We start from the raw sequence: 19,154 nt of genomic DNA on the forward strand, positions 1-19,154 counted from the left end.
TTTGTCCCTGGCGGCCTTAGGTCGTCGGGGCTTTTTGTTGGGGACTCACCTGCTCAGGGGCCATGGAGTTGGGATGGCGGCTATACCACCACTCCTGCAGATCCCGGCTGAAACGAACGGAGAACAGGGTCAGCACCGTGGGCGTGGGTCGTCCGCCCGGTTGCAGCAGTTCCACCGCGTAGGAGGGGCAGCGCCGGGCCGCCAGATCAGGGACAAACCGCCGTCCGATCCGTCGCCAGCTTGGCTCTTTGCTGCGCCAGGCCAGGCGACAGCAGGGCCAGGGCAGTTCTTCGCGATCAAACAACCGGCAACAGGGACCGATGACACGAAAGCTGTACTGACCGCCGGGGCTGGTGTGAATGCTGCCGGGCTCCAGAAGATCGTCGACTTCGGGGCGGCTCACGGCAGGAGAGAACAAGGGACACGCATGGAAGACGACCAAGCCAAAAAAAACCACCCCCGAAGGGGTGGCTGAGGACACGTCCAGTTGAAGGACAGAGGCTCAATAGAGCTCTTCTTCGGCGTGGGTCTTGATGGTGCAGTCGCTGGTGGGGTAGGCGACGCAGGTCAGCACGAAACCAGCTTCAATCTGGTCGTCGTCCAGGAAGCTCTGATCGGACTGATCGACGGTGCCAGCGGTGATCTTGCCGGCGCAGGTGGAGCAAGCGCCAGCACGGCAGGAGTAGGGGAGGTCGATGCCCTGCTCTTCAGCAGCGTCGAGGATGTACTGGTCGTCGGGAACTTCGATGGTCTTGTTCAGACCTTCGCTCTCGGAGACCAGGGTGACCTTGTAGGAAGCCATGATTGATGAATGCGTACAGGGTTCCGGAAAACCCGGTCCTGCAGAACGTCACATTTTTACTGCAAATAGGTGCTCAACCTGACGATTCATGGGCCACAGGGGAGGAGGACCAATCGGAGACCCCACTCTGATAAGCCTGGCTTATGGAGCTAGGCCTGTCGGCGGCGGATCTCCAGCAGCCCCCAGCGGCCCTGTTCCGCTTCGGAGGTGACCATCCAGCCCAATCCCCCCAAGACCTCCTTCAGGCGCGGAGCCTGATCCACCAGGAGCCCGCTGAGTAGAGCGCGCCCATCGGGCTGAAGCAGCTCCTCGAAGCCAGGTGAGAGGGCTTCAATCACCGGAGCAAGGATGTTGCAGAGGAGCAGATCAGCGCGGCGAGGGGCGAGCAGCTCACTCAGTGTCTCCACAGAGCCAAGAGCCACCTGCAGCTCAGCCTCCGATCGGTCGTTGAGGCCGCGGTTGTCGGTCGTGGCACGCACCGCCAGGGAATCAGTATCAGCGGCCACCACCACCTCCGCCCCCAATCCCAGCGCAGCAAGGCCCAGCACCCCACTGCCGCACCCCAGATCGGCCACGAGCGACGCCACAGGAGGTGACTGCTCCAAAGCTTCCAGGCAGAGCCGGGTGGTGGGGTGACTTCCGGTGCCAAATGCACTGCCCGGGTCCATCTTGATCACCAGCCGGTCGGCATGCTCCGGCGGAACCTCCAGCCAGGCCGGCAGGATCAACAGCCCAGCACCGACAGGATCGGCCTGCCAGTGCTGCTTCCAGCTCAGGCTCCAATCCTCGTCGGCCACATCATCCCAATGCCCAGCGGGCAAAGTGAGGCCGAAGGGCTCCGCCAGCGGCTGCAGGCTGGCGATCAGCTCCCGCCGCTGCGGGTCCGGCCACTCCGGCTTGGGGAGCCAGACCAACAACGTCTTGCGGTCAGGCGTTTCCGGCGCATGTTGCACCGCATGGCGATGCAGCCCCAGATCCGTCAACTTCCACACCAGCGATTCCTCCAGCTCTGGAGGGCACGGGAGTGTGAGACGCCACCACATCAGAGCGTGACCGGGTGTGCTTCCTGGATGCCCTCGATCGCCGTAATCGTCTGCAGCAAATCTGCTGGGATCGGATCATCGATACTGAGCACCATCACTGCATCTCCGCGAACGATCTTGCGGCCCACCTGCATGGAGGCGATGTTGACGTTGTGTTCGCCCAGCAGAGAACCCAAGTGACCAATGATGCCGGGCATGTCCCGGTGTCGGGTGAACAGCATGTGGCTACTGGGCGTCACATTGACCGGGAAGGCATCGATGCTGGTGATGCGCAGATCGCCATCGGCAAAGACAGCTCCAGTCACACTGCGGCTGCCCTGATCGCCCCGGGTGGTGATTTGAAGCGAACCGCCGGCGAAGTCACGGCTGCTCTCATCTTTCACTTCCAGCACCTGAATGCCACGGGCCTTGGCCTCCAAAGAGGCATTCACAAAGTTGATGCTGTCGCCGAGGCCAGCACTCAATAGTCCTTTCAGAGCGGCAATCACCAGAGGCTGGGAGGGATGGCTGGCGAATTCACCCTGCAACCGCAGTTCCATCTCCTTCACGTGACCTCCAGCCAGCTGACTGACCAGCAGACCCACGGTCTCGGCGAGCTGGAGATGGGGCTTGAGCCGCTCCATGATCTCGGCGCTGAGGCCGGGGATGTTGACGGCACTACGGGCCGGCAGACCCAGCAGCACATCACGGATCTGCTCCGCCACGTCAATTGCCACATTTTCCTGGGCCTCTTCCGTTGATGCCCCGAGGTGGGGCGTCAGCACCAGACCACGCTCCACCACCCGCAGGGGGGAGTCTTCCGGCAGAGGCTCACTGGCATACACATCAAGGCCGGCACCAGCGATGACACCGTTATCGATGGCTTCAGCAATCGCGGCCTCATCCACCACGCCGCCACGGGCGCAGTTCACGATGCGCGCCGTGGGCTTCATCGTGCGCAACAGCTCCGCATTCACCAGGTTCTCGGTGTCCTTGGTGCGCGGGATATGCAGGGTGACGTAGTCGGCGGTGCGGAACAGCTCATCAAGCTCCAGAAGCTTCACCTGCATCCGTTGGGCGCGATCAGTTGCGATGAACGGGTCATAGGCGATCACCTCCATGCCCATGGCCTGGGCGACACGGGAGACATGGGAACCAATCTTGCCGAGACCCACCACCCCCAGTGTCTTCTTGTAGAGCTCGTTGCCGACGTACTTCTTGCGGTCCCACTTGCCGGCTCGCATGCCGCCATGGGCCTGGGGAATGTGCCGCGAGAGGGTCAGCATCATGGCCAGAGCGTGCTCCGCTGCAGCGATGGTGTTGCCCTCCGGAGAGTTCACAACCAGCACGCCCCGCTGGGTTGCAGCAGGGACGTCAACGTTGTCGACGCCGACGCCCGCACGGCCAATAATTTTCAGCCGGCTCGCCGCCGCGATCACTGCTGCGGTCACCTGGGTGCCGGAACGGATCATCAATGCGTCGTACTCACCGATGATCCCAATCAGCTCCTCCTCCGAAAGGCCGGTGCGCTGATCCACCTGCGCCACTTGGCCAAGGAGGTCGATCCCGGCCTGGTCGATCGGATCGGAGACAAGAACTTTCGTCATCGAAAGGCGCAGAACTGCCGCGGAGAACTGTAGAGATCAACATCCACCACCCCCTCCAGTTCGAAGTACAGGGTTCAGAATTCAGCGCATTGGATCTGAATGCCCCATGCCCGTCTGTGTGATGGTGATGGCCGACGCTTCCGCGGCTGAAGGCCTGACCCAGCGGCTCCGGGACACCGATCTGCCGTTGTTGAAGTGCCTGACGATCTCCCCGAATGGGGATGCCATCGACAAGGTCCCACTGCTGAACCCAAACCTGACCCGCCAGCAGCGGCAGCGGGGCATGGCCAGGTGGCTGATGCCTTTTGGTTTCCTCGCAGGGGTCACCTTCACCAAGATCACCACCCTCACCACCTTCGCCAGCTTTGGCCCCTGGGGTGAAACCCTGATCGGCGGCCTGCTGGGCATGGGCTCCGGCCTAATGGGGAGCTACGCCGCAGCCGCAAGCGTGGATTCAGACAACGATGCAGGCGTGCGGATCCTGCGCAACCGCCGCGACGAAGGACGCTGGTTGGTGCTGCTAGAAACCCCCAATGGGATCGAAGCCCCCTGGCAGGTGATTCAAAAGTCGCGGCCACAGCAAGTGGTTCGCCTCGACGACCTGTGATGCTCCCTCGGGAGGATCTGCTGGCAGGGGCCCAGAACCCGGAAGGCTTAACGGTGCTGCTCGATCTGGCGGAGCAGGTTCTGCGCACCTGGCAACCGGCCTGGAGTCCCTTCCTCAGCGCGCCACTGCGCGAAGAAGCCTTGGCTCGACTGGGCAGCCTTAGTGAATTGATCTGGATGAGTGATGGCGGCTATGCAGGCGCAGAGCGCCATCGCCTGCTGTGCCATCGTCACGATGACAGCCCCGATTCAGAGCCCCCCGTTCAAGGCCTGCTGATCGAAGGTAATTTCCTTTTCGATCCCCTCTCCCCTGACGACCTGCGCGAAGCGTTGCAGGCCATGGGGGTCGAAGCAGACAGCATCGGCGATCTCTGGGTGCGGGGCGATCGCGGCGGGCAAGGGATCTGCACCCCCAGTGCTGCCGATGCCCTGCATGGCCGCCTGGGTGCCGTGCGCGAGGTGGAGATTCGCTGCGAATCCCGTCCTTTGGAGCAGTTGCAGCACCCTGTGCAACGCAGCATTCGCACTCTGAAAACGGTGGAGGCCTCCTGTCGCCTAGACGCGATTGCATCAGCCGGATTCGGCCTGTCCCGAGCCAAGATCGTGACCCACGTCAAAGCTGGGCGACTACGGCTCAATTGGGGCAACGTGCGTCAAGCCAGCCGTGAACTCGTGGTTGGCGACCGGCTGCAGCTGCAGGATCGAGGCTCTGTGGAGGTGCTCTCGCTCACCCACACCAAACGGGAACGCTGGCGCGTTGAACTGCGCCGCAGTTGAGTTAGGCCCCCCGCCGGCTGCTACTGTTCAGCCTCGGTCGATGAAATCACAAGATTTCAACTTGACCTATGGACGGGCGATTAGCTCAGGGGTAGAGCACTACATTGACATTGTAGGAGTCACTGGTTCAAATCCAGTATCGCCCACTTTCCCAGTTGGGACTGCGTTTTCGGACTTCAGACCTTGCGATGACACGCACGATTGTCGTTGGCATGGGTCGCTCAGGTTTAGGGGCTGCTCGTCTGCTCAAGCAGCAAAATCGCGACGTTGTTGTTTTCGAACGGGGAGATAACGAAGCCCTCCAACACACGTCGAAATCACTCACCGAAGAAGGCATTCAGGTGGTTTTGGGGCAGCCCCTGAACCTGGAGAGCTTCAACGCCTGGCGAGAGGACCTGGACGCTGTGGTGATCGGCCCTGGAATTCCCTGGGATCACCCAACCCTGATCCAACTGCGATCCGAAGGCGTCCCAGTGCGCAGCGAGATGGATCTGGCCTGGGATGCCCTTCAGCAGATCCCCTGGATCGGCATCACAGGAACCAACGGCAAAACCACAGTCACGCATCTGCTCAGCCACGTGTTGGAGGCCTCAGGCCTCAGGGCACCGATGGGGGGAAACATGGGCCTATCCGCGGCTGAACTGGCCCACCAAATCGGCTCAGGCGCCGCTCCCCCGCCGGATTGGCTCGTCATGGAACTGAGCAGTTACCAGATTGAGGCGGCGCCCGCTGTGGCACCCAAGATCGGTATCTGGACCACGCTGACCCCAGACCATCTCGAGCGCCACGGCAGCCTGGAGGCCTATCGGGCCATCAAACGTGGGCTGCTCGAACGCTCGGAGTACGCACTCTTTAATGCCGATGATCCAGACCTGCGCCAGCAACGCAGCAGCTGGGACTGCGGCACCTGGGTGAGCAGTGAGGGAGCTCGTCCGGATGGCCAGCCCGCAGACCTCTGGATTGATGAAGAGGGCATGGTGCGCAATAACGCCAGCAGATTGTTTGCGGCTGATGCCCTGGCGATGCCGGGTCACCACAACCGCCAAAACCTCTTGCTGGTGACGGCTGCTGCCTTGGAGGTCGGCCTCTCCCCCCAGCAGATCGCCGACGCCTTGCGCACGTTTCCGGGCGTGCCGCACCGCCTTGAACACTTGGGAACTTTGGCGGGAGCGAGCGTGTACAACGACAGCAAAGCCACCAATTACGACGCAGCTGAGGTTGGCTTGCGGGCCGTGCAGGAGCCCGCCGTGGTGCTGGCCGGGGGGCAGACCAAACAGGGCGATGCCAGTGGATGGCTGAAGCAGCTGCACACCAAGGCCTGCTGCCTGATCCTGTTCGGCGCGGGGGCCAACGAGCTGGCCAGCCTCGCCAAAGCGGCTGGATATCCAGGGGAACTGCTGCAGTGCCAGGAGCTCGAAAGCGCCGTCAGCCTGGCCGCAACGGCCGTGCAGCGGCATCAGGCCTCGTCGCTGCTGCTGTCACCGGCCTGCGCAAGCTTTGATCAGTACCCGGACTTCGAGGCCAGAGGGGAGCACTTCCGCTCCCTGATCCAACCCCTGCTGAACGTCACCTGAAACCAAACGATCGCAATTGGATGCGTCTGGGCCTGACGGTCCGATGATGGGGCGAGACAAGCCTTGTGACGTGGCCTTCTGGTTGATGAAAAGCGAACCCGACGCGTACGGGATCCATGACCTGCGTCGCGAGGGCAACACACTCTGGGATGGCATTCGCAATTACCAGGCTCGCAATTTCATGCGGACCATGGAGCAGGGCGACCAGGCGTTCTTTTACCACTCCAATTGCAAACCACCCGGGATCATCGGGCTGATGGAGGTGATGGAGACCAGCCTGGTGGACCCAACCCAGTTTGATCCGACGGCGAAGTATTACGACCCCAAATCAACCCCTGAAAAACCACGCTGGGACTGCGCACGCCTGCGATTTCTCGGAGAATTCGACGCTCTGCTCAGCCTCGACCAGCTGCGGGAGCATTACAGCGAAGAGCAGCTGCCCGTGATCAAACGCGGCAACCGGCTCTCGATCCTTCCGGTTCCCACCGATACCGCCAACGACCTCCTTTCACGGCTTGGCCAGCTCCACTGAGATCCCACTGGTCACCCTGCTGCCAAGGGCCTGGATCGGCTTCAGCCGAGGGCCCTGGCGTTGTGTTGGCTTCGCAGCACTGGTGTTGATCAGCGCCAGTGGCCCTGCGGTGATCGGTCACGACCTGCGCCTGGCGGGATCCCCGTGGTTGAACCGACTGGGGGACCTATCAGTGTTGATCAGCCTGGTGCTTCCCCTCGTGCCTCTCCTGGCCCTGCTGAGGCTGACGGATGGACTACTGCCCGATCGAGGCGACGATCGCCCACAGCAGAGCTGGAGACAGCTGCTGCGGCAGGCCTTCACCCTGGTACTGCTTGAGCTGGTTCTCGTGCTGGGAGGCGTCGGATTGATTCAGTCGTTGAGCTGGATGCTCGGACGCTGGAGCACAGCACTGGCAGGCCTCAGCGTGCTGCTTGGGGGATTGGTACTGCTGAGCTGGCTGTTTAGCCAAACCCTGGCATTACCCCTACTCGTGCACGAGCGCTGCCGAGCGCTTCAGGCGATGGACCACAGCCGCCAACTGGTGCACCGCAACGGGCTCAAGGTGCTGGCGTTGCTGGGAATGCTGCTCGGTCTCAATCTTCTAGGGCTGATCGGGGCCACCCTGGGGCTGCTGCTCAGCCTCCCCTTCAGCGCCCTGGTGCTGATGGCCTGCTGCCGGCCTCAAACCCCATTGGTCAACGATTCCCGGCGGAACATGTTTCCGACATAAACCCGGGTGATCTCCCGGGATGCCTGGCCGTTCTGCACCAGAAAGCCGGCAAGAGCCGCCTGAACCAAACGGTATTGATCCCAGTTCGGGTGCCCCTCGATGAACTGGGTCATGGCCTGCTGAAGGGGCTGCGGCACTTCCGATTGGAAACTCACAACACTGGACTCAGCCGCGGCTTGCTCAAGGCCTTCCGGCATTTTTTCTTTTCGAAACGAACACTAGTTCTCCACACCACAGCTCCACCGTCAAGGACTACCCAAACAGAGCCATTCTCATCAATCTCCAGACGAGATTCCAGCCAGGAAGCCACTCCTGCACTGGCTCAACCACCGGCCTAGGCGGATCCGCGCAGCCTGCCGCCAGCGTCAAGCGAAATCAACAACAACCAAGAGATTTCCACAGCAGCCCACCACAAGGGAGCTCATGCCCCATGGCCTGTGGAAAAGCTGTGCAGAGCAGCAGGGAAAGGTCGGGAGAAATCAATGACTCAAAAACGATTAGCTGGATTAATCAATGCTGTGAGTCCCACAACGTTCTCAACGCCGCAACGACCGCCGCCGCCACTGGGGCCGGCCATTCCCCCTCCGCAGCACGCCCCTCCAGCGGAGTGAGCAGTATGCGCAGCCCCCATTGGCTGCGATCACCGCTCAAGCACCCCCACCAGACGCCTCGATCCAGCTCAAGCTCAATCGATTCCTCTGGCATCAGTTGGTCAACCAGACCCCTGTGCTGCTGCTCCAGGGTCACCACGAGATCCACCAGATCTCGCCACTCCGGTTCGGTCAACTCAAACGCCCAGCGTTCTCCTCCTACAAGAAAGCAATATTTGCCGCGGGAGGGATCACGCGACAACCGCCAACCGTCCCCCTCCTGCTGAATCACAGCCGATTGATCAACCAGGCAGCAGATCGGGCTGATCTTGCTCGTCGCTCAATTCCACGATGGCCCGCTGCACAGGCTTGACGCTGGACTCTTCCAGCAGGCCATCAAAGTCGTCAAAGCGGCGCTGTTTGGCCCGGAAGGCAATCCGCACCGTCGTCAGATAACGGTTGCTTGATTGTCGAATCAAGCTTTCGCCACGCTTGGCGAGATCTGTGGAATCAACTCCGGCCGAAAGCACAGGCTTCTTTAATCAAACAACTTCAGATTAAGTGGTGGCCGTCTCAGGCCAGCTGATCGGTGTGAAACGGCACGTGCATGGGGTAAGCCCGCTGACGGGACCCTTGAACCCGCAAAACGATCTGGCGTCCCATCCCCAAGGCCGCCAAGGGCAAGCGCAGATCAGCGACCAAACCACTCAATTCCTCGAGATGCGCATCGTCGATGCACTCGATGCGGATGCTGCCCCAGCTGCGACGCATGCGACAGCTCCGCAGCGGCTCCAGCCTGTCCTGCAGTTCAGGATCTTCCCGGTAGAAGGAGAAGATCAGCTGTTGCAATCGATCCATCGCCACCAGTCCCCCTAGTCTCATCCTGACTTCACCGTGCCCTGAGCACGGTCAGAGATCGCGTGGGCGAAGAAAAGCTTCAGCATTCAGACCAACGGGGCGGAACACTCGCCATCGATTTGGGCAGCACCACCACGGTGGTGGCCTATCAAGGGGCCAGATCCGCAACAGCCAATCTGCTGAACCTGCCCGCCATCTGTAGCCGGGCCGGTGAAATTCCAAGCCTGGTTTGGGAGGCGACGCAACGGCCCCTGATTGGCCGGCAGGTGCTCGAGTCAGGACTCAATGACTCCGTGGACATCCGTCTGCATCGCGACTTCAAGGGCCGCATCGGTCAAGCGGATGCCCCCGAGCAGCAAGCAGCCCGCTGGGCTGGAGAACAGCTGCTTCAGCAAATCTGGAGCCGGCTCCCCAGCGATCTCGTGGTCGAGCGGCTGGTGCTGACCGCCCCGGTTGAGTGCTACCGGGCTTATCGCAGCTGGTTGCTGCAGGCCTGCACCACGCTGCCGGTAGCCGAGATCGCCCTGGTGGATGAACCCACAGCAGCCGCCATGGGTGCCGGCCTTCCAGCTGGTTCCACCCTGCTGGTGGTGGACCTGGGCGGAAGCACCCTGGATCTGGCCCTGGTGGCTCTGGAAGGAGGGGAAGGTCGTGCCGCGCCGATCGCACAATTGCTACGGCTGGGGGGCCGCAGCCTGGGGGACAACAGCCGCCAGATGCTGCGCACAGCCAAGGTCCTAGGCAAGGCGGGGCTGCGCCTCGGGGGCCGTGACATCGATCGCTGGATTGTGGACCGCTGTTGCCCGGGACAACCCGCCAGCGCCCCTCTACTCAATGCCGCCGAACGACTCAAATGCCGGCTGAGTGACACCGCTTTGCCCGAACGCGAGCCCCTGATGGAATTGGCGGTGGATGAGCAGGAGCATGTTCTCCGTCTGTCGCGCAGCGAACTCAACACTCTGCTGATGGAGCGCGGCTTCGGAGACGCGCTCGAACACCTGCTGGAGACCTGTCTCGCCGGCGGTCGCCGCAACAGCTGCAGCCTTGAGGATCTGGAGGGCGTTGTGGCCGTCGGAGGCGGTGCCCAGCTGCCTCTCCTGCGCCAATGGCTCACCGAGCACACAGCGCCAGCCCCTTTACTCACACCGCCACCGGTTGAAGCCGTGGCCCTGGGTGCGCTTCAACTCACCCCTGGGGTTTCCATTCGGGATGTGCTGCAACACGGCGTTTCCCTCCGCTTCTGGGATCAGCGCAGCAACAGCCACCGCTGGCATCCCCTCTTCGTGGCCGGTCAACCCTGGCCAAGCCCAGCCCCCCTGGAGCTCGTAGTGGCCGCCAGCCGGACTGGCCAACGCAGCTTGGAGCTGGTGCTGGGGGAACCCATCCCCCAAGGGAGCCACGGTGTGATCTTTGTCGATGGTTTACCGACCCTGCAGGAGCAGACCGCCGGAGAGGTCTCCCACAAGCCCTGGCCGGGCGGCGAGCTGGTGCTACCCCTAGAATTCGCCGCGGAACAGGGCGAAGACTGCCTGCGGCTGCGCTGGAGCATCGGCAAGGAAGCGCAGCTTCAGCTGGAAATCAACGATTTGCGCACCGGACGGACGTGGTCCCACCCAACGCTGGGGGCCGTCCGATAAGACGTCCGTCCACAGGCCCTTGGAACGGGAGCTGTCACTCCATAGAACAGAACCAATGTTCAGCTCCACCCTTCGTGGCGGCACCGCGCCAACTGCTGCTGCGGCTCTGGGGTGTTGGAACCCTGGGACTGGTCCTGGCGATTGCGACAGGTGCCTACTTGTGGGAACAACAACTGCCGGAGCGGCTCCAGAGCGCCCTCGACGCGAATGACTACGAGGCCTGCATCCGCACCAGTGAGCAACTCGCATCCCTGCGCTGGTTGGGCGAAGGCGCACCGGAAGGGCAGGCCCTCTGCCGCCAGAAGCACGCCGAAGATCTCTGGGACCAAGGCGATCCGATCGCGGCCCTCACGCTGCAGCAGCAACTGGTCGCCTCGGGCCATGGCGATCTAGACCTCCATCGCAAGACTCTCGAACGCTGGCGCCAGGTCCTTATAGATCAGGCGATTGCTCTGTTTCGTGAGGGAGACCTGCAGCAGGCACTTGAGTTGCTGAATCCCCTGAAAGCCCCCGCACGCAGTTCGATCAGCCAACTCAGTGCAACGCTGATGGAGATCTGGAACCGCAACCAGTTGGAAGAGCGTCGGTTGGTTCAACTAGTAGAGCAGGAACGCTGGTGGGAGGCCTTGGACAGCCTCAACAAACTCGACCATCCCTGGTGGCAGGAGCAGGCAAGCGCCACCCGTCAACAGGTGGTAAGCGCCATTCAGGCCCTCGGCGAGGCCAAGCAACACCAACAACATCCAGCGGTGTATGCCGACGTGATCAGCGGTGACAGGCTGAATGCCGCCGTCGAGGACCAGTTGGTCCAAGGATTGGACCCCTGGTCGGCCTTTTCGATGGGCTGCAGCCACCTTGGTGGTCACGTCGAAGAGGACGGACCGGAAAGTTTCTGTCGGCGCTCATCCCCGAGCCCGTGACAAAATGAGTTTGTGGATGACTCAGGTGCGATGCAGGCGGGCGACAGGGTGACGGTGGAGGCATCCGTTGTTGTGTTCAACCATCCCGAACATCGGGGTCTGGCCTTTGACATGAAAGGCCAGACCGGTGAGGTGGCGAACGTTCTCAATGATTGGAAAGGTCGGGTGATCAGCCCAACGCTTCCCGTGATCGTTGCCTTCGGCCGCTACAAAGCCCATTTCCGAACCGACGAACTCAAGCCTGCCGGCTGACACGGCTGAGGAACACCCCCTCCTCACCATCAACATCCCTTAGGCGCAGCTCGATGGTTTCGCTGCGTCGGGTGGGAACATCGCGGCCACAGAAATCAGGCTGAATTGGGAGCTCCCTATGGCCTCGATCCACCATGGCCAGCAGCATCACCCGTTGCGGCCTCCCCCAGCTCTGCATGGCCTCCAACGCGGCACGCACAGTCCGCCCTGTGAAGATCACATCGTCAACCAGGATCACCTGGCGATCCTCAATGCTGGTGGGCAGGGTCGTTAGCTGGGGAAGACGGGTGCCAATGCGCTCCAGATCATCTCGATGGAACGTGGGATCAATGGCCCCCTGGAAGATGGCATGGCCCGTCAACCGCTCCAATTCCCGCGCCAAAACCCTGGACAACTGAACGCCACGGGTGGGGATCCCCAACAGCATCAATCGACGACTGTCTTCGGCACTCTCCAGCACCTGTGACGCCAAACGCGCCAGGGTTAAACCAAGCTCATGCTCCGAGAGAATTTCGATGCGGTCTGGGTCGGCCATGGAGGGTTGAGCGGTGCAGGGGTGTTGGGATTGGGTGAAACTGCAGCTTGAGGGCTGGCGTGGCGTTAAGTTGATTCTGCAAGAGTCCTTAAGAACCGTCGGTCGCGGGTGAACGTGGGGAAAAGCACTACCAACGGTTCAGGACGCTCTGGGACAGTTGCACCGGTCGTTCTGGCCATTCTTGATGGCTGGGGTTACAGGAGTGCAAGCGAGCACAACGCGATCCAGCAAAGCGGCACTCCTGTAATGGATGCCCTCTGGCATGCCTATCCACACACCTTGATTGAGGCCAGTGGCTCCCATGTCGGACTGCCCGATCAACAGATGGGCAACTCTGAAGTGGGCCACCTGACCATCGGTGCAGGCCGCATCATTCGCCAGGAGTTGGTGCGGATCAGCGACACGGTGCGCAGCAACCAACTGGGCGACACCCAAGCGCTCAAGGAACTGGCCGAACGCACTCAAAAGCGGGGCGGGACCCTGCACCTGCTTGGCCTCTGCTCCGATGGCGGCGTCCACAGCCATGTGGACCATCTCTGTGGTCTGATCCACTGGGCTGCCGACAGCGGCCTCTCCGATCTCGCCGTGCATGCCATCACCGATGGTCGCGACACACCCACCCAAAGCGCACCGGAATACATCAGCCAGGTTGAAGCAGCCCTGAGCCGAAGCGGCGTGGGCCAGCTCGCCAGCCTCTGTGGCCGTTACTGGGCCATGGACCGGGACAAGCGCTGGGAGCGAATCGAAAAGGCTTACAACCTCTACACCGATCCAAACATCGCTGTTGACAGCCGCACTGGAGACCAGGTGCTCGCAGACAGTTATGCCGAGGAGATCACCGATGAATTCCTCGAACCGGTGCGGCTTCAGAACAGCGTCATCAAGGACGGCGACAGTGTTCTGGTTTTCAACTTCCGACCCGATCGCGCCCGCCAGATCGTGCAGGCGCTTTGCCTACGCAACTTCGAGGGGTTTGAGCGCAGCCACACTCCGGATTTAGACGTGGTGACCTTCACTCAGGTGGAACAAGACCTGCCCGTTCAAGTCGTCTTCCCTCCTGAGCCGCTCGACCAGCTGTTGGGGCATGTGGTAGCCGACGCCGGGCTGAAGCAATACCGCACTGCCGAAACGGAGAAGTATCCCCACGTCACTTACTTCATGAACGGTGGCATCGAACAGCCACTGTCGGGAGAAGAGCGTCACTTGGTGCCCTCGCCGAGGGTCGCCACCTATGACCTTTCACCGGCGATGTCGGCCAAGCAACTCACCGACAGCTGTATTTCAGCCATTGAGAAGGCGGACTATTCGCTGATTGTGATCAACTACGCCAACCCCGACATGGTGGGGCATACCGGTGTGATGGATGCCGCCAAGGAGGCCATCCAAACCGTGGACGGCTGCATTGGCCGGTTGTTGGATGCGGTGGGGCGTCAGGGCGGAACCATGCTGATCACGGCTGATCATGGCAATGCAGAGATGATGCAGGGCCCGGATGGTCAAGTCTGGACCGCCCACACCACCAATCCTGTACCAGCGATCCTGATCGAGGGAGAACGGCGCAAGCTTCCTGGCCATGGCAACGCGATCACACTCCGCGATAACGGAGGCCTTGCCGATATTGCTCCGACCTTGCTGCAGATTCTTGACCTACCTCAACCGGCGGCCATGACCGGCCAAAGCCTGATTGCACCCATGTCCCACATGGATCCCACCCCCAAGACCGCTCGCCTTCCTCTTTCCGTCTGATGTTGAACTCAATTTTGTCCTGGAGCTGGATCGGTACCGGCCTTCTGTTGATCGTCTTAGTGCTGCTGCATAGCCCCAAAGGTGATGGCATGGGTGGTTTGGCGGCGAGCGGCAGCTCCATGTTCAGCAGCGCGAGCAGTGCTGAAGCAACGTTGAACCGGCTGACATGGACATGCCTGGCATTATTTTTGTCTTTGGCCGTGATCCTGAGTGCAGGTTGGCTGAACTGAATCAACCCGTTCAGAAACCCAATTTTGAGCATGCGTTCTTTGCAGGCAGCTTCAACCTGATGGTTGAATTGCTCGTTCTCAACTTACCTCTCTGCTTCGATCAATTTCGCGAGCCACAAGAAGCTCAAATAAGCTCATAGAACACGAATCCAGAAAGCCAAGGCAAAACCAAGGTTGTATTGCAAGATCAAAAAACCAAGAGGTCTTCAAACAGCGAATTGACGAAAGCCATAGCGGCCTTGAACTTAAGTTGTGACGCTTCAGAAGCATCAAAATTATCCAACAAATCGTTGACCGAAAATCCATAGACCACTAACTCGATGCCGAAGCCAAGCATCGACAGAATTTGCCCAAAACAACCAAGTAATTGCAGCCCAAAACGCTCAGGGACGAGAGGGCAAAAATCTCATCCAGGGCTTTGCAAACCTGATTTCAGAAAAGCAATTTCCTTGTAGACCCGATCGAGCTCGTACAACGTTTTTGTTTCCTTCTTTTCGAGGATTTCAACACGCTTCAACAAATCTTCCAGCAATTTATTTTGCAGAGATTCGACTTGGACTTGCCTTTTTTGCGCACCTTTTGACGGCGCTGAAGCCGTGCTGGCTGTGGCAAGAATTCCTCCATCCGTTTCGACGTACAACAGTGCAAGACGCTCCAACACCTTGGAGTAGGCCTTGTCTTGCTGTCGGCAGAGGTCCTTGAAACGCTGCAGCGTCTCAGGAGCAAACTGGGCGGCAAAGGCACCGGGGCGTTGGGGCATTTGTCCCGACACAACCATACATAGCAATACGTTAACCGGTGCAGAGATGCACCTCACCAACCTTCATGGCCTGCAACTGACGCCGCCCCCTACAAGCCACATGTCTTGTAAAACCTAGGCCTTGCAAGACAGCTTCCGAGCATAAAAAAGAGGCCCCACAGGACCTCTTGGCATGACTGGAGTTGGCGTGATCGGGTGGTCGCTCGACCACCCGCACTTCATCAGTAGTCGAAGTCGCCGCCGCCCATGCCACCGGCAGGAGCTGCTTCCTTCTTCTCGGGAAGATCAGCCACGATGCACTCGGTGGTCAGCACCATGCCAGCGATGGACGCGGCATTTTGCAGACCAGAGCGGGTCACCTTGGCGGGGTCGACGATGCCGGCAGCCAGCATGTCGACGTACTCGCCGGAAGCAGCGTTGAAGCCTTCGGCGCCAGCGCGAGCCTTGACGTTCTCAGCCACAACAGCGCCGTTGGCACCTGCGTTTTCAGCGATACGCATCAACGGAGCGGTGAGAGCAGCAGCCACGATGTTGGCGCCGATCAGCTCCTCGCCGGACAGGCTGGAGGCAGCCCACTGCTCGAGGGCAGGAGCCAGGTGAGCCAGGGTGGTGCCGCCGCCAGGAACGATGCCTTCCTCAACAGCCGCCTTGGTGGCGTTGATGGCGTCCTCGAGACGGAGTTTCTTGTCCTTCATCTCGGTTTCGGTGGCCGCACCCACCTTCACCACAGCCACGCCACCGGCCAGCTTGGCCAGACGCTCCTGCAGCTTCTCCTTGTCGTACGTGGAGTCGGTCTCGTCCATCTGCTTCTTGATCTGTTCGCAGCGGGCGCCGACAGCCGCCTCATTGCCTTCGGCAACGATGGTAGTGGTGTCCTTATTGATCGTGATGCGACGGGCGGTGCCCAGCATCTCGAGCTTGGCGTTCTCCAGCTTGAGACCAGCGTCTTCGGTGATCAGCTGACCGTTGGTAAGCACAGCCATGTCTTCCAACATGGCCTTGCGGCGATCACCGAAACCAGGAGCCTTCACGGCGGCCACGTTCAGCACGCCCCGCAGACGGTTCACCACCAGGGTGGCGAGGGCTTCCTTCTCGATGTCCTCAGCAATGATCAGCAGAGGCTTGCCGGTGCGGGCGATTTGCTCCAGCACGGGCACCAGATCCTGCACCAGACCGATCTTTTTATCGGTAAGGAGGATGTAGGGCTCGTCGAGGACGGCTTCCATCCGCTCGGTGTCGGTGGCGAAGTAAGGGGAGATATAGCCCTTATCGAAGCGCATGCCCTCGGTGACCTCGAGCTCGGTCTCCATGGACTTGCCCTCTTCGAGGGAGATCACACCTTCCTTGCCAACCTTGTCCATGGCATCGGCGATCATCTTGCCGACTTCTTCGTCGTTGCCAGCGGAGATGGTGCCGACCTGGGCGATGGCGTTGCTGTCAGCGATGGGCTTGGCCATTTCCTTGATCTTGCTGACCAGGAAATCGGAAGCCTTGTCGATTCCCTTCTTCAGGGTGATGGCATTGGCACCGGCAGCCACATTGCGCAGACCCGCCTTGACCATGGCATGGGCCAAAACGGTCGCGGTGGTGGTGCCGTCACCGGCAGCGTCGTTGGTTTTGGAGGCGGCCTGACGGATCAGAGCAACACCGGTGTTCTCGATGTGGTCTTCGAGCTCGATCTCCTTGGCGATGGTGACACCGTCATTGATGATCTGAGGTGCACCGAACTTCTTCTCCAACACCACGTTGCGACCCTTGGGACCCAGGGTCACGGCGACGGCTTCACAGAGAATGTCAATGCCTTTTTCGAGAGCGCGACGGGCGTTCTCGTTGTAGATGATGCGCTTTGCCATGGAAGGCGTTTCCTAATGAAGAGGATGGGTAAGGAAGGCTGAGTTGAGACTCAAGCCGCAATTTCAGCGGGGCTGATCTCAGTTGACGACAGCCAGGATGTCCTTCTCGGACAGCAGCACGTATTCATCGCTGCCGAGCTTGATGTCGGTGCCGGCGTACTTGCTGTAGAGGACCTTGTCGCCCACACCAACTTCGGGAGCCTGACGGCTGCCGTCGTCGTTGCACTTGCCGGGGCCCACCTGAACCACTTCACCCACCTGGGGCTTTTCTTTGGCGGTGTCAGGCAGAAGGATGCCGCCGGCGGTCTTCTCTTCGGATTCAGAGACCTTGACGAACACGCGATCGCCGAGGGGTTTGACGGTCGAGACGCTGAGAGAAACAGCAGCCATGGGTATTTGCAGGAGCAGGGACAGGGCGCAATGCGCCACGCATCGACGCGAGTTGGCACTCGATGCCGATGAGTGCCAACGTATTCAACTGATCACCCCTCAGGCCAGACCTCCAGCTGTGCGGGTGACCGAACCGATAGTGGGCAACCACAGCAGTGGTAAGGTTGCGCCGCTCTGAATGGGTCCGAGCGCGTAGCGCCTGTTCCCGCAACTCTCCTTCCTATGGTCGCTTCTGCTCCTGCATCTGCTGGCACCAAGGGTGTGATCCGTCAGGTGATCGGCCCGGTTCTGGACGTGGAATTTCCCGCCGGGAAACTGCCCAAGATCTATAACGCCCTGCGCATTGTGGGGAAAAACCCCGCAGGCGATGACGTCGCCCTGACCGCTGAGGTTCAACAGCTTCTGGGTGATCACCGGGTTCGTGCCGTTGCCATGAGTGGCACCGACGGTCTGGTGCGCGGCATGGAAGCCGTTGACACCGGTGCACCGATTTCCGTGCCCGTGGGCGAATGCACCCTCGGCCGCATCTTCAACGTGTTGGGTGAGCCCGTCGACGAGCAGGGCCCCGTCAACACCAAAACCACCGCTCCCATCCACCGGGATGCCCCCAACATCACTGAGCTTGAGACCAAGCCCAAGGTGTTCGAGACCGGCATCAAGGTGATCGACCTCCTGGCTCCCTATCGCCAGGGCGGCAAGGTCGGCCTGTTCGGCGGCGCCGGTGTGGGCAAGACCGTGTTGATTCAGGAGCTGATCAACAACATCGCCAAGGAGCACGGCGGTGTGTCTGTGTTCGGTGGTGTGGGTGAACGCACCCGTGAGGGCAACGACCTCTACGAGGAATTCAAGGAATCAGGCGTGATCAACGCTGATGACCTTTCCAAGTCGAAGGTGGCCCTCTGCTACGGCCAGATGAACGAGCCCCCCGGCGCTCGCATGCGCGTGGGTCTCTCCGCTCTGACCATGGCGGAGCACTTCCGCGACGTGAACAAGCAGGACGTGCTGCTGTTCGTTGACAACATCTTCCGCTTCGTGCAGGCCGGTTCCGAAGTCTCTGCACTGCTGGGCCGCATGCCTTCTGCTGTGGGCTACCAGCCCACCCTCGGCACCGACGTGGGTGCACTGCAGGAGCGCGTTGCTTCGACCGTTGAAGGTTCGATCACCTCGATCCAGGCCGTTTACGTTCCTGCTGACGACCTGACAGACCCCGCTCCGGCCACCACCTTTGCTCACCTCGACGCCACCACGGTGCTGAACCGTGCCCTGGCCTCCAAGGGCATCTATCCCGCTGTGGATCCTCTGGATTCCACCAGCACCATGCTGCAGCCAGCTGTGGTAGGTGACGAGCACTACCGCACCGCCCGCGCCGTGCAGTCCACCCTGCAGCGCTACAAGGAACTGCAGGACATCATCGCGATTCTGGGTCTCGACGAACTGTCGGAAGACGACCGTCGCACCGTGGATCGTGCCCGCAAGGTTGAGAAATTCCTCTCCCAGCCTTTCTTCGTGGCCGAGATCTTCACCGGTATGCCCGGCAAGTACGTGAAGCTGGAGGAGACCATCACTGGTTTCAACCAGATCCTTGCCGGTGAGCTGGACAGCCTTCCCGAAGCCGCCTTCTACCTGGTGGGCAACATCGAGGAAGTGAAAGCCAAAGCCGAGAAGATCGCCGCCGAAACCAAGTGATCACTGCGGGGGTGTGAATCACACCCCCGATCACGTTCTCGACAGTCCGTTCTCTTTTCGAACCA

At 60.8% G+C, this 19,154-nt stretch carries 24 protein-coding genes and 1 tRNA gene; 12 read left to right on the forward strand and 13 right to left on the reverse strand.

The features are described 5' to 3' along the window. Positions 1 to 16: 16 nt before the first annotated feature. The 4 genes from FZX09_RS08115 to serA all read right to left on the reverse strand — a co-directional run bounded on the left by FZX09_RS08115 (position 17) and on the right by serA (position 3,431). Positions 17 to 403 carry a hypothetical protein gene (locus FZX09_RS08115; RefSeq protein ID WP_226401870.1) on the reverse strand — a complete coding sequence of 129 codons (387 nt, stop codon included), beginning with the start codon at positions 401 to 403 and terminating at the stop codon, positions 17 to 19. A 99-nt stretch (positions 404 to 502) separates the two neighbouring features. Beyond that, positions 503 to 802 carry a ferredoxin gene (locus FZX09_RS08120; RefSeq protein WP_006043345.1) on the reverse strand — a complete coding sequence of 100 codons (300 nt, stop codon included), beginning with the start codon at positions 800 to 802 and terminating at the stop codon, positions 503 to 505. A gap of 149 nt (positions 803 to 951) precedes the next feature. Next, positions 952 to 1,845, reverse strand: a complete 894-nt coding sequence (gene prmA / locus FZX09_RS08125) for a 50S ribosomal protein L11 methyltransferase (RefSeq protein ID WP_226401872.1) — start codon at positions 1,843 to 1,845, stop codon at positions 952 to 954. After that, positions 1,845 to 3,431 carry a phosphoglycerate dehydrogenase gene (serA, locus tag FZX09_RS08130; protein ID WP_226401874.1) on the reverse strand — a complete coding sequence of 529 codons (1,587 nt, stop codon included), beginning with the start codon at positions 3,429 to 3,431 and terminating at the stop codon, positions 1,845 to 1,847. The genes prmA and serA overlap by 1 nt, the downstream gene beginning before the upstream one ends. 106 nt (positions 3,432 to 3,537) lie before the next feature. Between serA and FZX09_RS08135 the strand changes: the two genes are divergently transcribed. The 6 genes from FZX09_RS08135 (at position 3,538) to FZX09_RS08160 (ending at position 7,632) form a co-directional block, all read left to right on the forward strand. Next, complete coding sequence (locus FZX09_RS08135) at positions 3,538 to 4,038, forward strand: hypothetical protein (protein ID WP_226401876.1); 501 nt, start codon at positions 3,538 to 3,540, stop codon at positions 4,036 to 4,038. Then, positions 4,038 to 4,814, forward strand: coding sequence for a photosystem II S4 domain protein (locus FZX09_RS08140; protein ID WP_226401878.1), 777 nt, complete (start codon positions 4,038 to 4,040; stop codon positions 4,812 to 4,814). The genes FZX09_RS08135 and FZX09_RS08140 overlap by 1 nt, the downstream gene beginning before the upstream one ends. Before the next feature lie 74 nt (positions 4,815 to 4,888). Beyond that, positions 4,889 to 4,960 (forward strand) — tRNA-Val (locus FZX09_RS08145). 42 nt (positions 4,961 to 5,002) lie between these two features. After that, the gene (gene murD / locus FZX09_RS08150) at positions 5,003 to 6,388 is read left to right on the forward strand and encodes a UDP-N-acetylmuramoyl-L-alanine--D-glutamate ligase (protein WP_226401880.1); all 1,386 of its coding nucleotides are present in this window, start codon (positions 5,003 to 5,005) and stop codon (positions 6,386 to 6,388) included. Between the two features lie 46 nt (positions 6,389 to 6,434). Further along, positions 6,435 to 6,920 (forward strand): EVE domain-containing protein, encoded by a 486-nt coding sequence (locus FZX09_RS08155; RefSeq protein ID WP_226401882.1) that lies wholly within the window; start codon positions 6,435 to 6,437, stop codon positions 6,918 to 6,920. Further along, positions 6,904 to 7,632 (forward strand): hypothetical protein, encoded by a 729-nt coding sequence (locus FZX09_RS08160; protein WP_226401884.1) that lies wholly within the window; start codon positions 6,904 to 6,906, stop codon positions 7,630 to 7,632. The genes FZX09_RS08155 and FZX09_RS08160 overlap by 17 nt, the downstream gene beginning before the upstream one ends. Here the strand turns inward: FZX09_RS08160 and FZX09_RS08165 are convergent. From FZX09_RS08165 to FZX09_RS08180, 4 genes are all read right to left on the reverse strand, one after another. Further along, positions 7,584 to 7,829: a DUF2811 domain-containing protein gene (locus FZX09_RS08165; RefSeq protein ID WP_226401887.1), complete on the reverse strand. Its 246-nt coding sequence runs from the start codon at positions 7,827 to 7,829 to the stop codon at positions 7,584 to 7,586. The two genes, FZX09_RS08160 and FZX09_RS08165, sit on opposite strands and share 49 nt — an antisense overlap. Before the next feature lie 313 nt (positions 7,830 to 8,142). Then, positions 8,143 to 8,514, reverse strand: coding sequence for a DUF1818 family protein (locus tag FZX09_RS08170; RefSeq protein ID WP_226401889.1), 372 nt, complete (start codon positions 8,512 to 8,514; stop codon positions 8,143 to 8,145). Between the two features lie 10 nt (positions 8,515 to 8,524). Continuing rightward, the gene (locus FZX09_RS08175; protein WP_186570564.1) at positions 8,525 to 8,752 is read right to left on the reverse strand and encodes a DNA-directed RNA polymerase subunit omega; all 228 of its coding nucleotides are present in this window, start codon (positions 8,750 to 8,752) and stop codon (positions 8,525 to 8,527) included. A gap of 43 nt (positions 8,753 to 8,795) precedes the next feature. Further along, entirely contained in the window at positions 8,796 to 9,080 is a 285-nt protein-coding gene (locus tag FZX09_RS08180; RefSeq protein ID WP_226401891.1) for a hypothetical protein, read from the reverse strand. A 62-nt stretch (positions 9,081 to 9,142) separates the two neighbouring features. Here FZX09_RS08180 and FZX09_RS08185 point away from each other — a divergent pair, with 62 nt between their 5' ends. The 3 genes from FZX09_RS08185 to FZX09_RS08195 all read left to right on the forward strand — a co-directional run bounded on the left by FZX09_RS08185 (position 9,143) and on the right by FZX09_RS08195 (position 11,889). After that, positions 9,143 to 10,717 (forward strand): Hsp70 family protein, encoded by a 1,575-nt coding sequence (locus FZX09_RS08185; RefSeq protein WP_226401893.1) that lies wholly within the window; start codon positions 9,143 to 9,145, stop codon positions 10,715 to 10,717. A gap of 74 nt (positions 10,718 to 10,791) precedes the next feature. Beyond that, complete coding sequence (locus FZX09_RS08190) at positions 10,792 to 11,637, forward strand: hypothetical protein (protein WP_226401895.1); 846 nt, start codon at positions 10,792 to 10,794, stop codon at positions 11,635 to 11,637. Positions 11,638 to 11,667: 30 nt separating this feature from the next. After that, positions 11,668 to 11,889: a ferredoxin-thioredoxin reductase variable chain gene (locus FZX09_RS08195; RefSeq protein ID WP_226401974.1), complete on the forward strand. Its 222-nt coding sequence runs from the start codon at positions 11,668 to 11,670 to the stop codon at positions 11,887 to 11,889. Here the strand turns inward: FZX09_RS08195 and pyrR are convergent. After that, positions 11,873 to 12,424, reverse strand: coding sequence for a bifunctional pyr operon transcriptional regulator/uracil phosphoribosyltransferase PyrR (gene pyrR, locus FZX09_RS08200; RefSeq protein ID WP_226401897.1), 552 nt, complete (start codon positions 12,422 to 12,424; stop codon positions 11,873 to 11,875). The two genes, FZX09_RS08195 and pyrR, sit on opposite strands and share 17 nt — an antisense overlap. Before the next feature lie 108 nt (positions 12,425 to 12,532). Between pyrR and gpmI the strand changes: the two genes are divergently transcribed. Continuing rightward, complete coding sequence (gpmI, locus tag FZX09_RS08205) at positions 12,533 to 14,170, forward strand: 2,3-bisphosphoglycerate-independent phosphoglycerate mutase (RefSeq protein ID WP_226401899.1); 1,638 nt, start codon at positions 12,533 to 12,535, stop codon at positions 14,168 to 14,170. Next, positions 14,170 to 14,400, forward strand: coding sequence for a preprotein translocase subunit SecG (gene secG / locus FZX09_RS08210; protein ID WP_226401901.1), 231 nt, complete (start codon positions 14,170 to 14,172; stop codon positions 14,398 to 14,400). The genes gpmI and secG overlap by 1 nt, the downstream gene beginning before the upstream one ends. A gap of 187 nt (positions 14,401 to 14,587) precedes the next feature. Here secG and FZX09_RS08215 read toward each other — a convergent pair whose 3' ends face one another. The 4 genes from FZX09_RS08215 to groES form a co-directional block, all read right to left on the reverse strand. Continuing rightward, positions 14,588 to 14,737 carry a hypothetical protein gene (locus FZX09_RS08215; RefSeq protein WP_226401903.1) on the reverse strand — a complete coding sequence of 50 codons (150 nt, stop codon included), beginning with the start codon at positions 14,735 to 14,737 and terminating at the stop codon, positions 14,588 to 14,590. Positions 14,738 to 14,806: 69 nt separating this feature from the next. After that, complete coding sequence (locus tag FZX09_RS08220) at positions 14,807 to 15,160, reverse strand: hypothetical protein (protein ID WP_226401905.1); 354 nt, start codon at positions 15,158 to 15,160, stop codon at positions 14,807 to 14,809. A 221-nt stretch (positions 15,161 to 15,381) separates the two neighbouring features. Further along, positions 15,382 to 17,013, reverse strand: a complete 1,632-nt coding sequence (gene groL / locus FZX09_RS08225) for a chaperonin GroEL (protein ID WP_226401907.1) — start codon at positions 17,011 to 17,013, stop codon at positions 15,382 to 15,384. A 78-nt stretch (positions 17,014 to 17,091) separates the two neighbouring features. Continuing rightward, positions 17,092 to 17,403: a co-chaperone GroES gene (groES, locus tag FZX09_RS08230; RefSeq protein ID WP_226401909.1), complete on the reverse strand. Its 312-nt coding sequence runs from the start codon at positions 17,401 to 17,403 to the stop codon at positions 17,092 to 17,094. 222 nt (positions 17,404 to 17,625) lie between these two features. Here groES and atpD point away from each other — a divergent pair, with 222 nt between their 5' ends. Next, positions 17,626 to 19,089 carry a F0F1 ATP synthase subunit beta gene (gene atpD / locus FZX09_RS08235; RefSeq protein WP_226401911.1) on the forward strand — a complete coding sequence of 488 codons (1,464 nt, stop codon included), beginning with the start codon at positions 17,626 to 17,628 and terminating at the stop codon, positions 19,087 to 19,089. Positions 19,090 to 19,154 lie beyond the last annotated feature (65 nt).

The sequence above is a fragment of the Synechococcus sp. MU1643 genome (assembly GCF_020514095.1).
In the GTDB taxonomy this organism is placed as follows: Bacteria; Cyanobacteriota; Cyanobacteriia; order PCC-6307; family Cyanobiaceae; genus Parasynechococcus.

What these genes read in the sequence shown, in the direction of transcription:
- FZX09_RS08120 (WP_006043345.1), bottom strand. Translation starts at nt 802, where the DNA reads ATGGCTTCCTACAAGGTCACCCTGGTCTCCGAGAGCGAAGGTCTGAAC.
- prmA (WP_226401872.1), bottom strand. Translation starts at nt 1,845, where the DNA reads ATGTGGTGGCGTCTCACACTCCCGTGCCCTCCAGAGCTGGAGGAATCG.
- serA (WP_226401874.1), bottom strand. Translation starts at nt 3,431, where the DNA reads ATGACGAAAGTTCTTGTCTCCGATCCGATCGACCAGGCCGGGATCGAC.
- FZX09_RS08135 (WP_226401876.1), top strand. Translation starts at nt 3,538, where the DNA reads ATGCCCGTCTGTGTGATGGTGATGGCCGACGCTTCCGCGGCTGAAGGC.
- FZX09_RS08140 (WP_226401878.1), top strand. Translation starts at nt 4,038, where the DNA reads ATGCTCCCTCGGGAGGATCTGCTGGCAGGGGCCCAGAACCCGGAAGGC.
- murD (WP_226401880.1), top strand. Translation starts at nt 5,003, where the DNA reads ATGACACGCACGATTGTCGTTGGCATGGGTCGCTCAGGTTTAGGGGCT.
- FZX09_RS08155 (WP_226401882.1), top strand. Translation starts at nt 6,435, where the DNA reads ATGGGGCGAGACAAGCCTTGTGACGTGGCCTTCTGGTTGATGAAAAGC.
- FZX09_RS08165 (WP_226401887.1), bottom strand. Translation starts at nt 7,829, where the DNA reads ATGCCGGAAGGCCTTGAGCAAGCCGCGGCTGAGTCCAGTGTTGTGAGT.
- FZX09_RS08180 (WP_226401891.1), bottom strand. Translation starts at nt 9,080, where the DNA reads ATGGATCGATTGCAACAGCTGATCTTCTCCTTCTACCGGGAAGATCCT.
- FZX09_RS08195 (WP_226401974.1), top strand. Translation starts at nt 11,668, where the DNA reads ATGCAGGCGGGCGACAGGGTGACGGTGGAGGCATCCGTTGTTGTGTTC.
- pyrR (WP_226401897.1), bottom strand. Translation starts at nt 12,424, where the DNA reads ATGGCCGACCCAGACCGCATCGAAATTCTCTCGGAGCATGAGCTTGGT.
- secG (WP_226401901.1), top strand. Translation starts at nt 14,170, where the DNA reads ATGTTGAACTCAATTTTGTCCTGGAGCTGGATCGGTACCGGCCTTCTG.
- FZX09_RS08215 (WP_226401903.1), bottom strand. Translation starts at nt 14,737, where the DNA reads ATGCTTGGCTTCGGCATCGAGTTAGTGGTCTATGGATTTTCGGTCAAC.
- FZX09_RS08220 (WP_226401905.1), bottom strand. Translation starts at nt 15,160, where the DNA reads ATGCCCCAACGCCCCGGTGCCTTTGCCGCCCAGTTTGCTCCTGAGACG.
- groL (WP_226401907.1), bottom strand. Translation starts at nt 17,013, where the DNA reads ATGGCAAAGCGCATCATCTACAACGAGAACGCCCGTCGCGCTCTCGAA.
- groES (WP_226401909.1), bottom strand. Translation starts at nt 17,403, where the DNA reads ATGGCTGCTGTTTCTCTCAGCGTCTCGACCGTCAAACCCCTCGGCGAT.
- atpD (WP_226401911.1), top strand. Translation starts at nt 17,626, where the DNA reads ATGGTCGCTTCTGCTCCTGCATCTGCTGGCACCAAGGGTGTGATCCGT.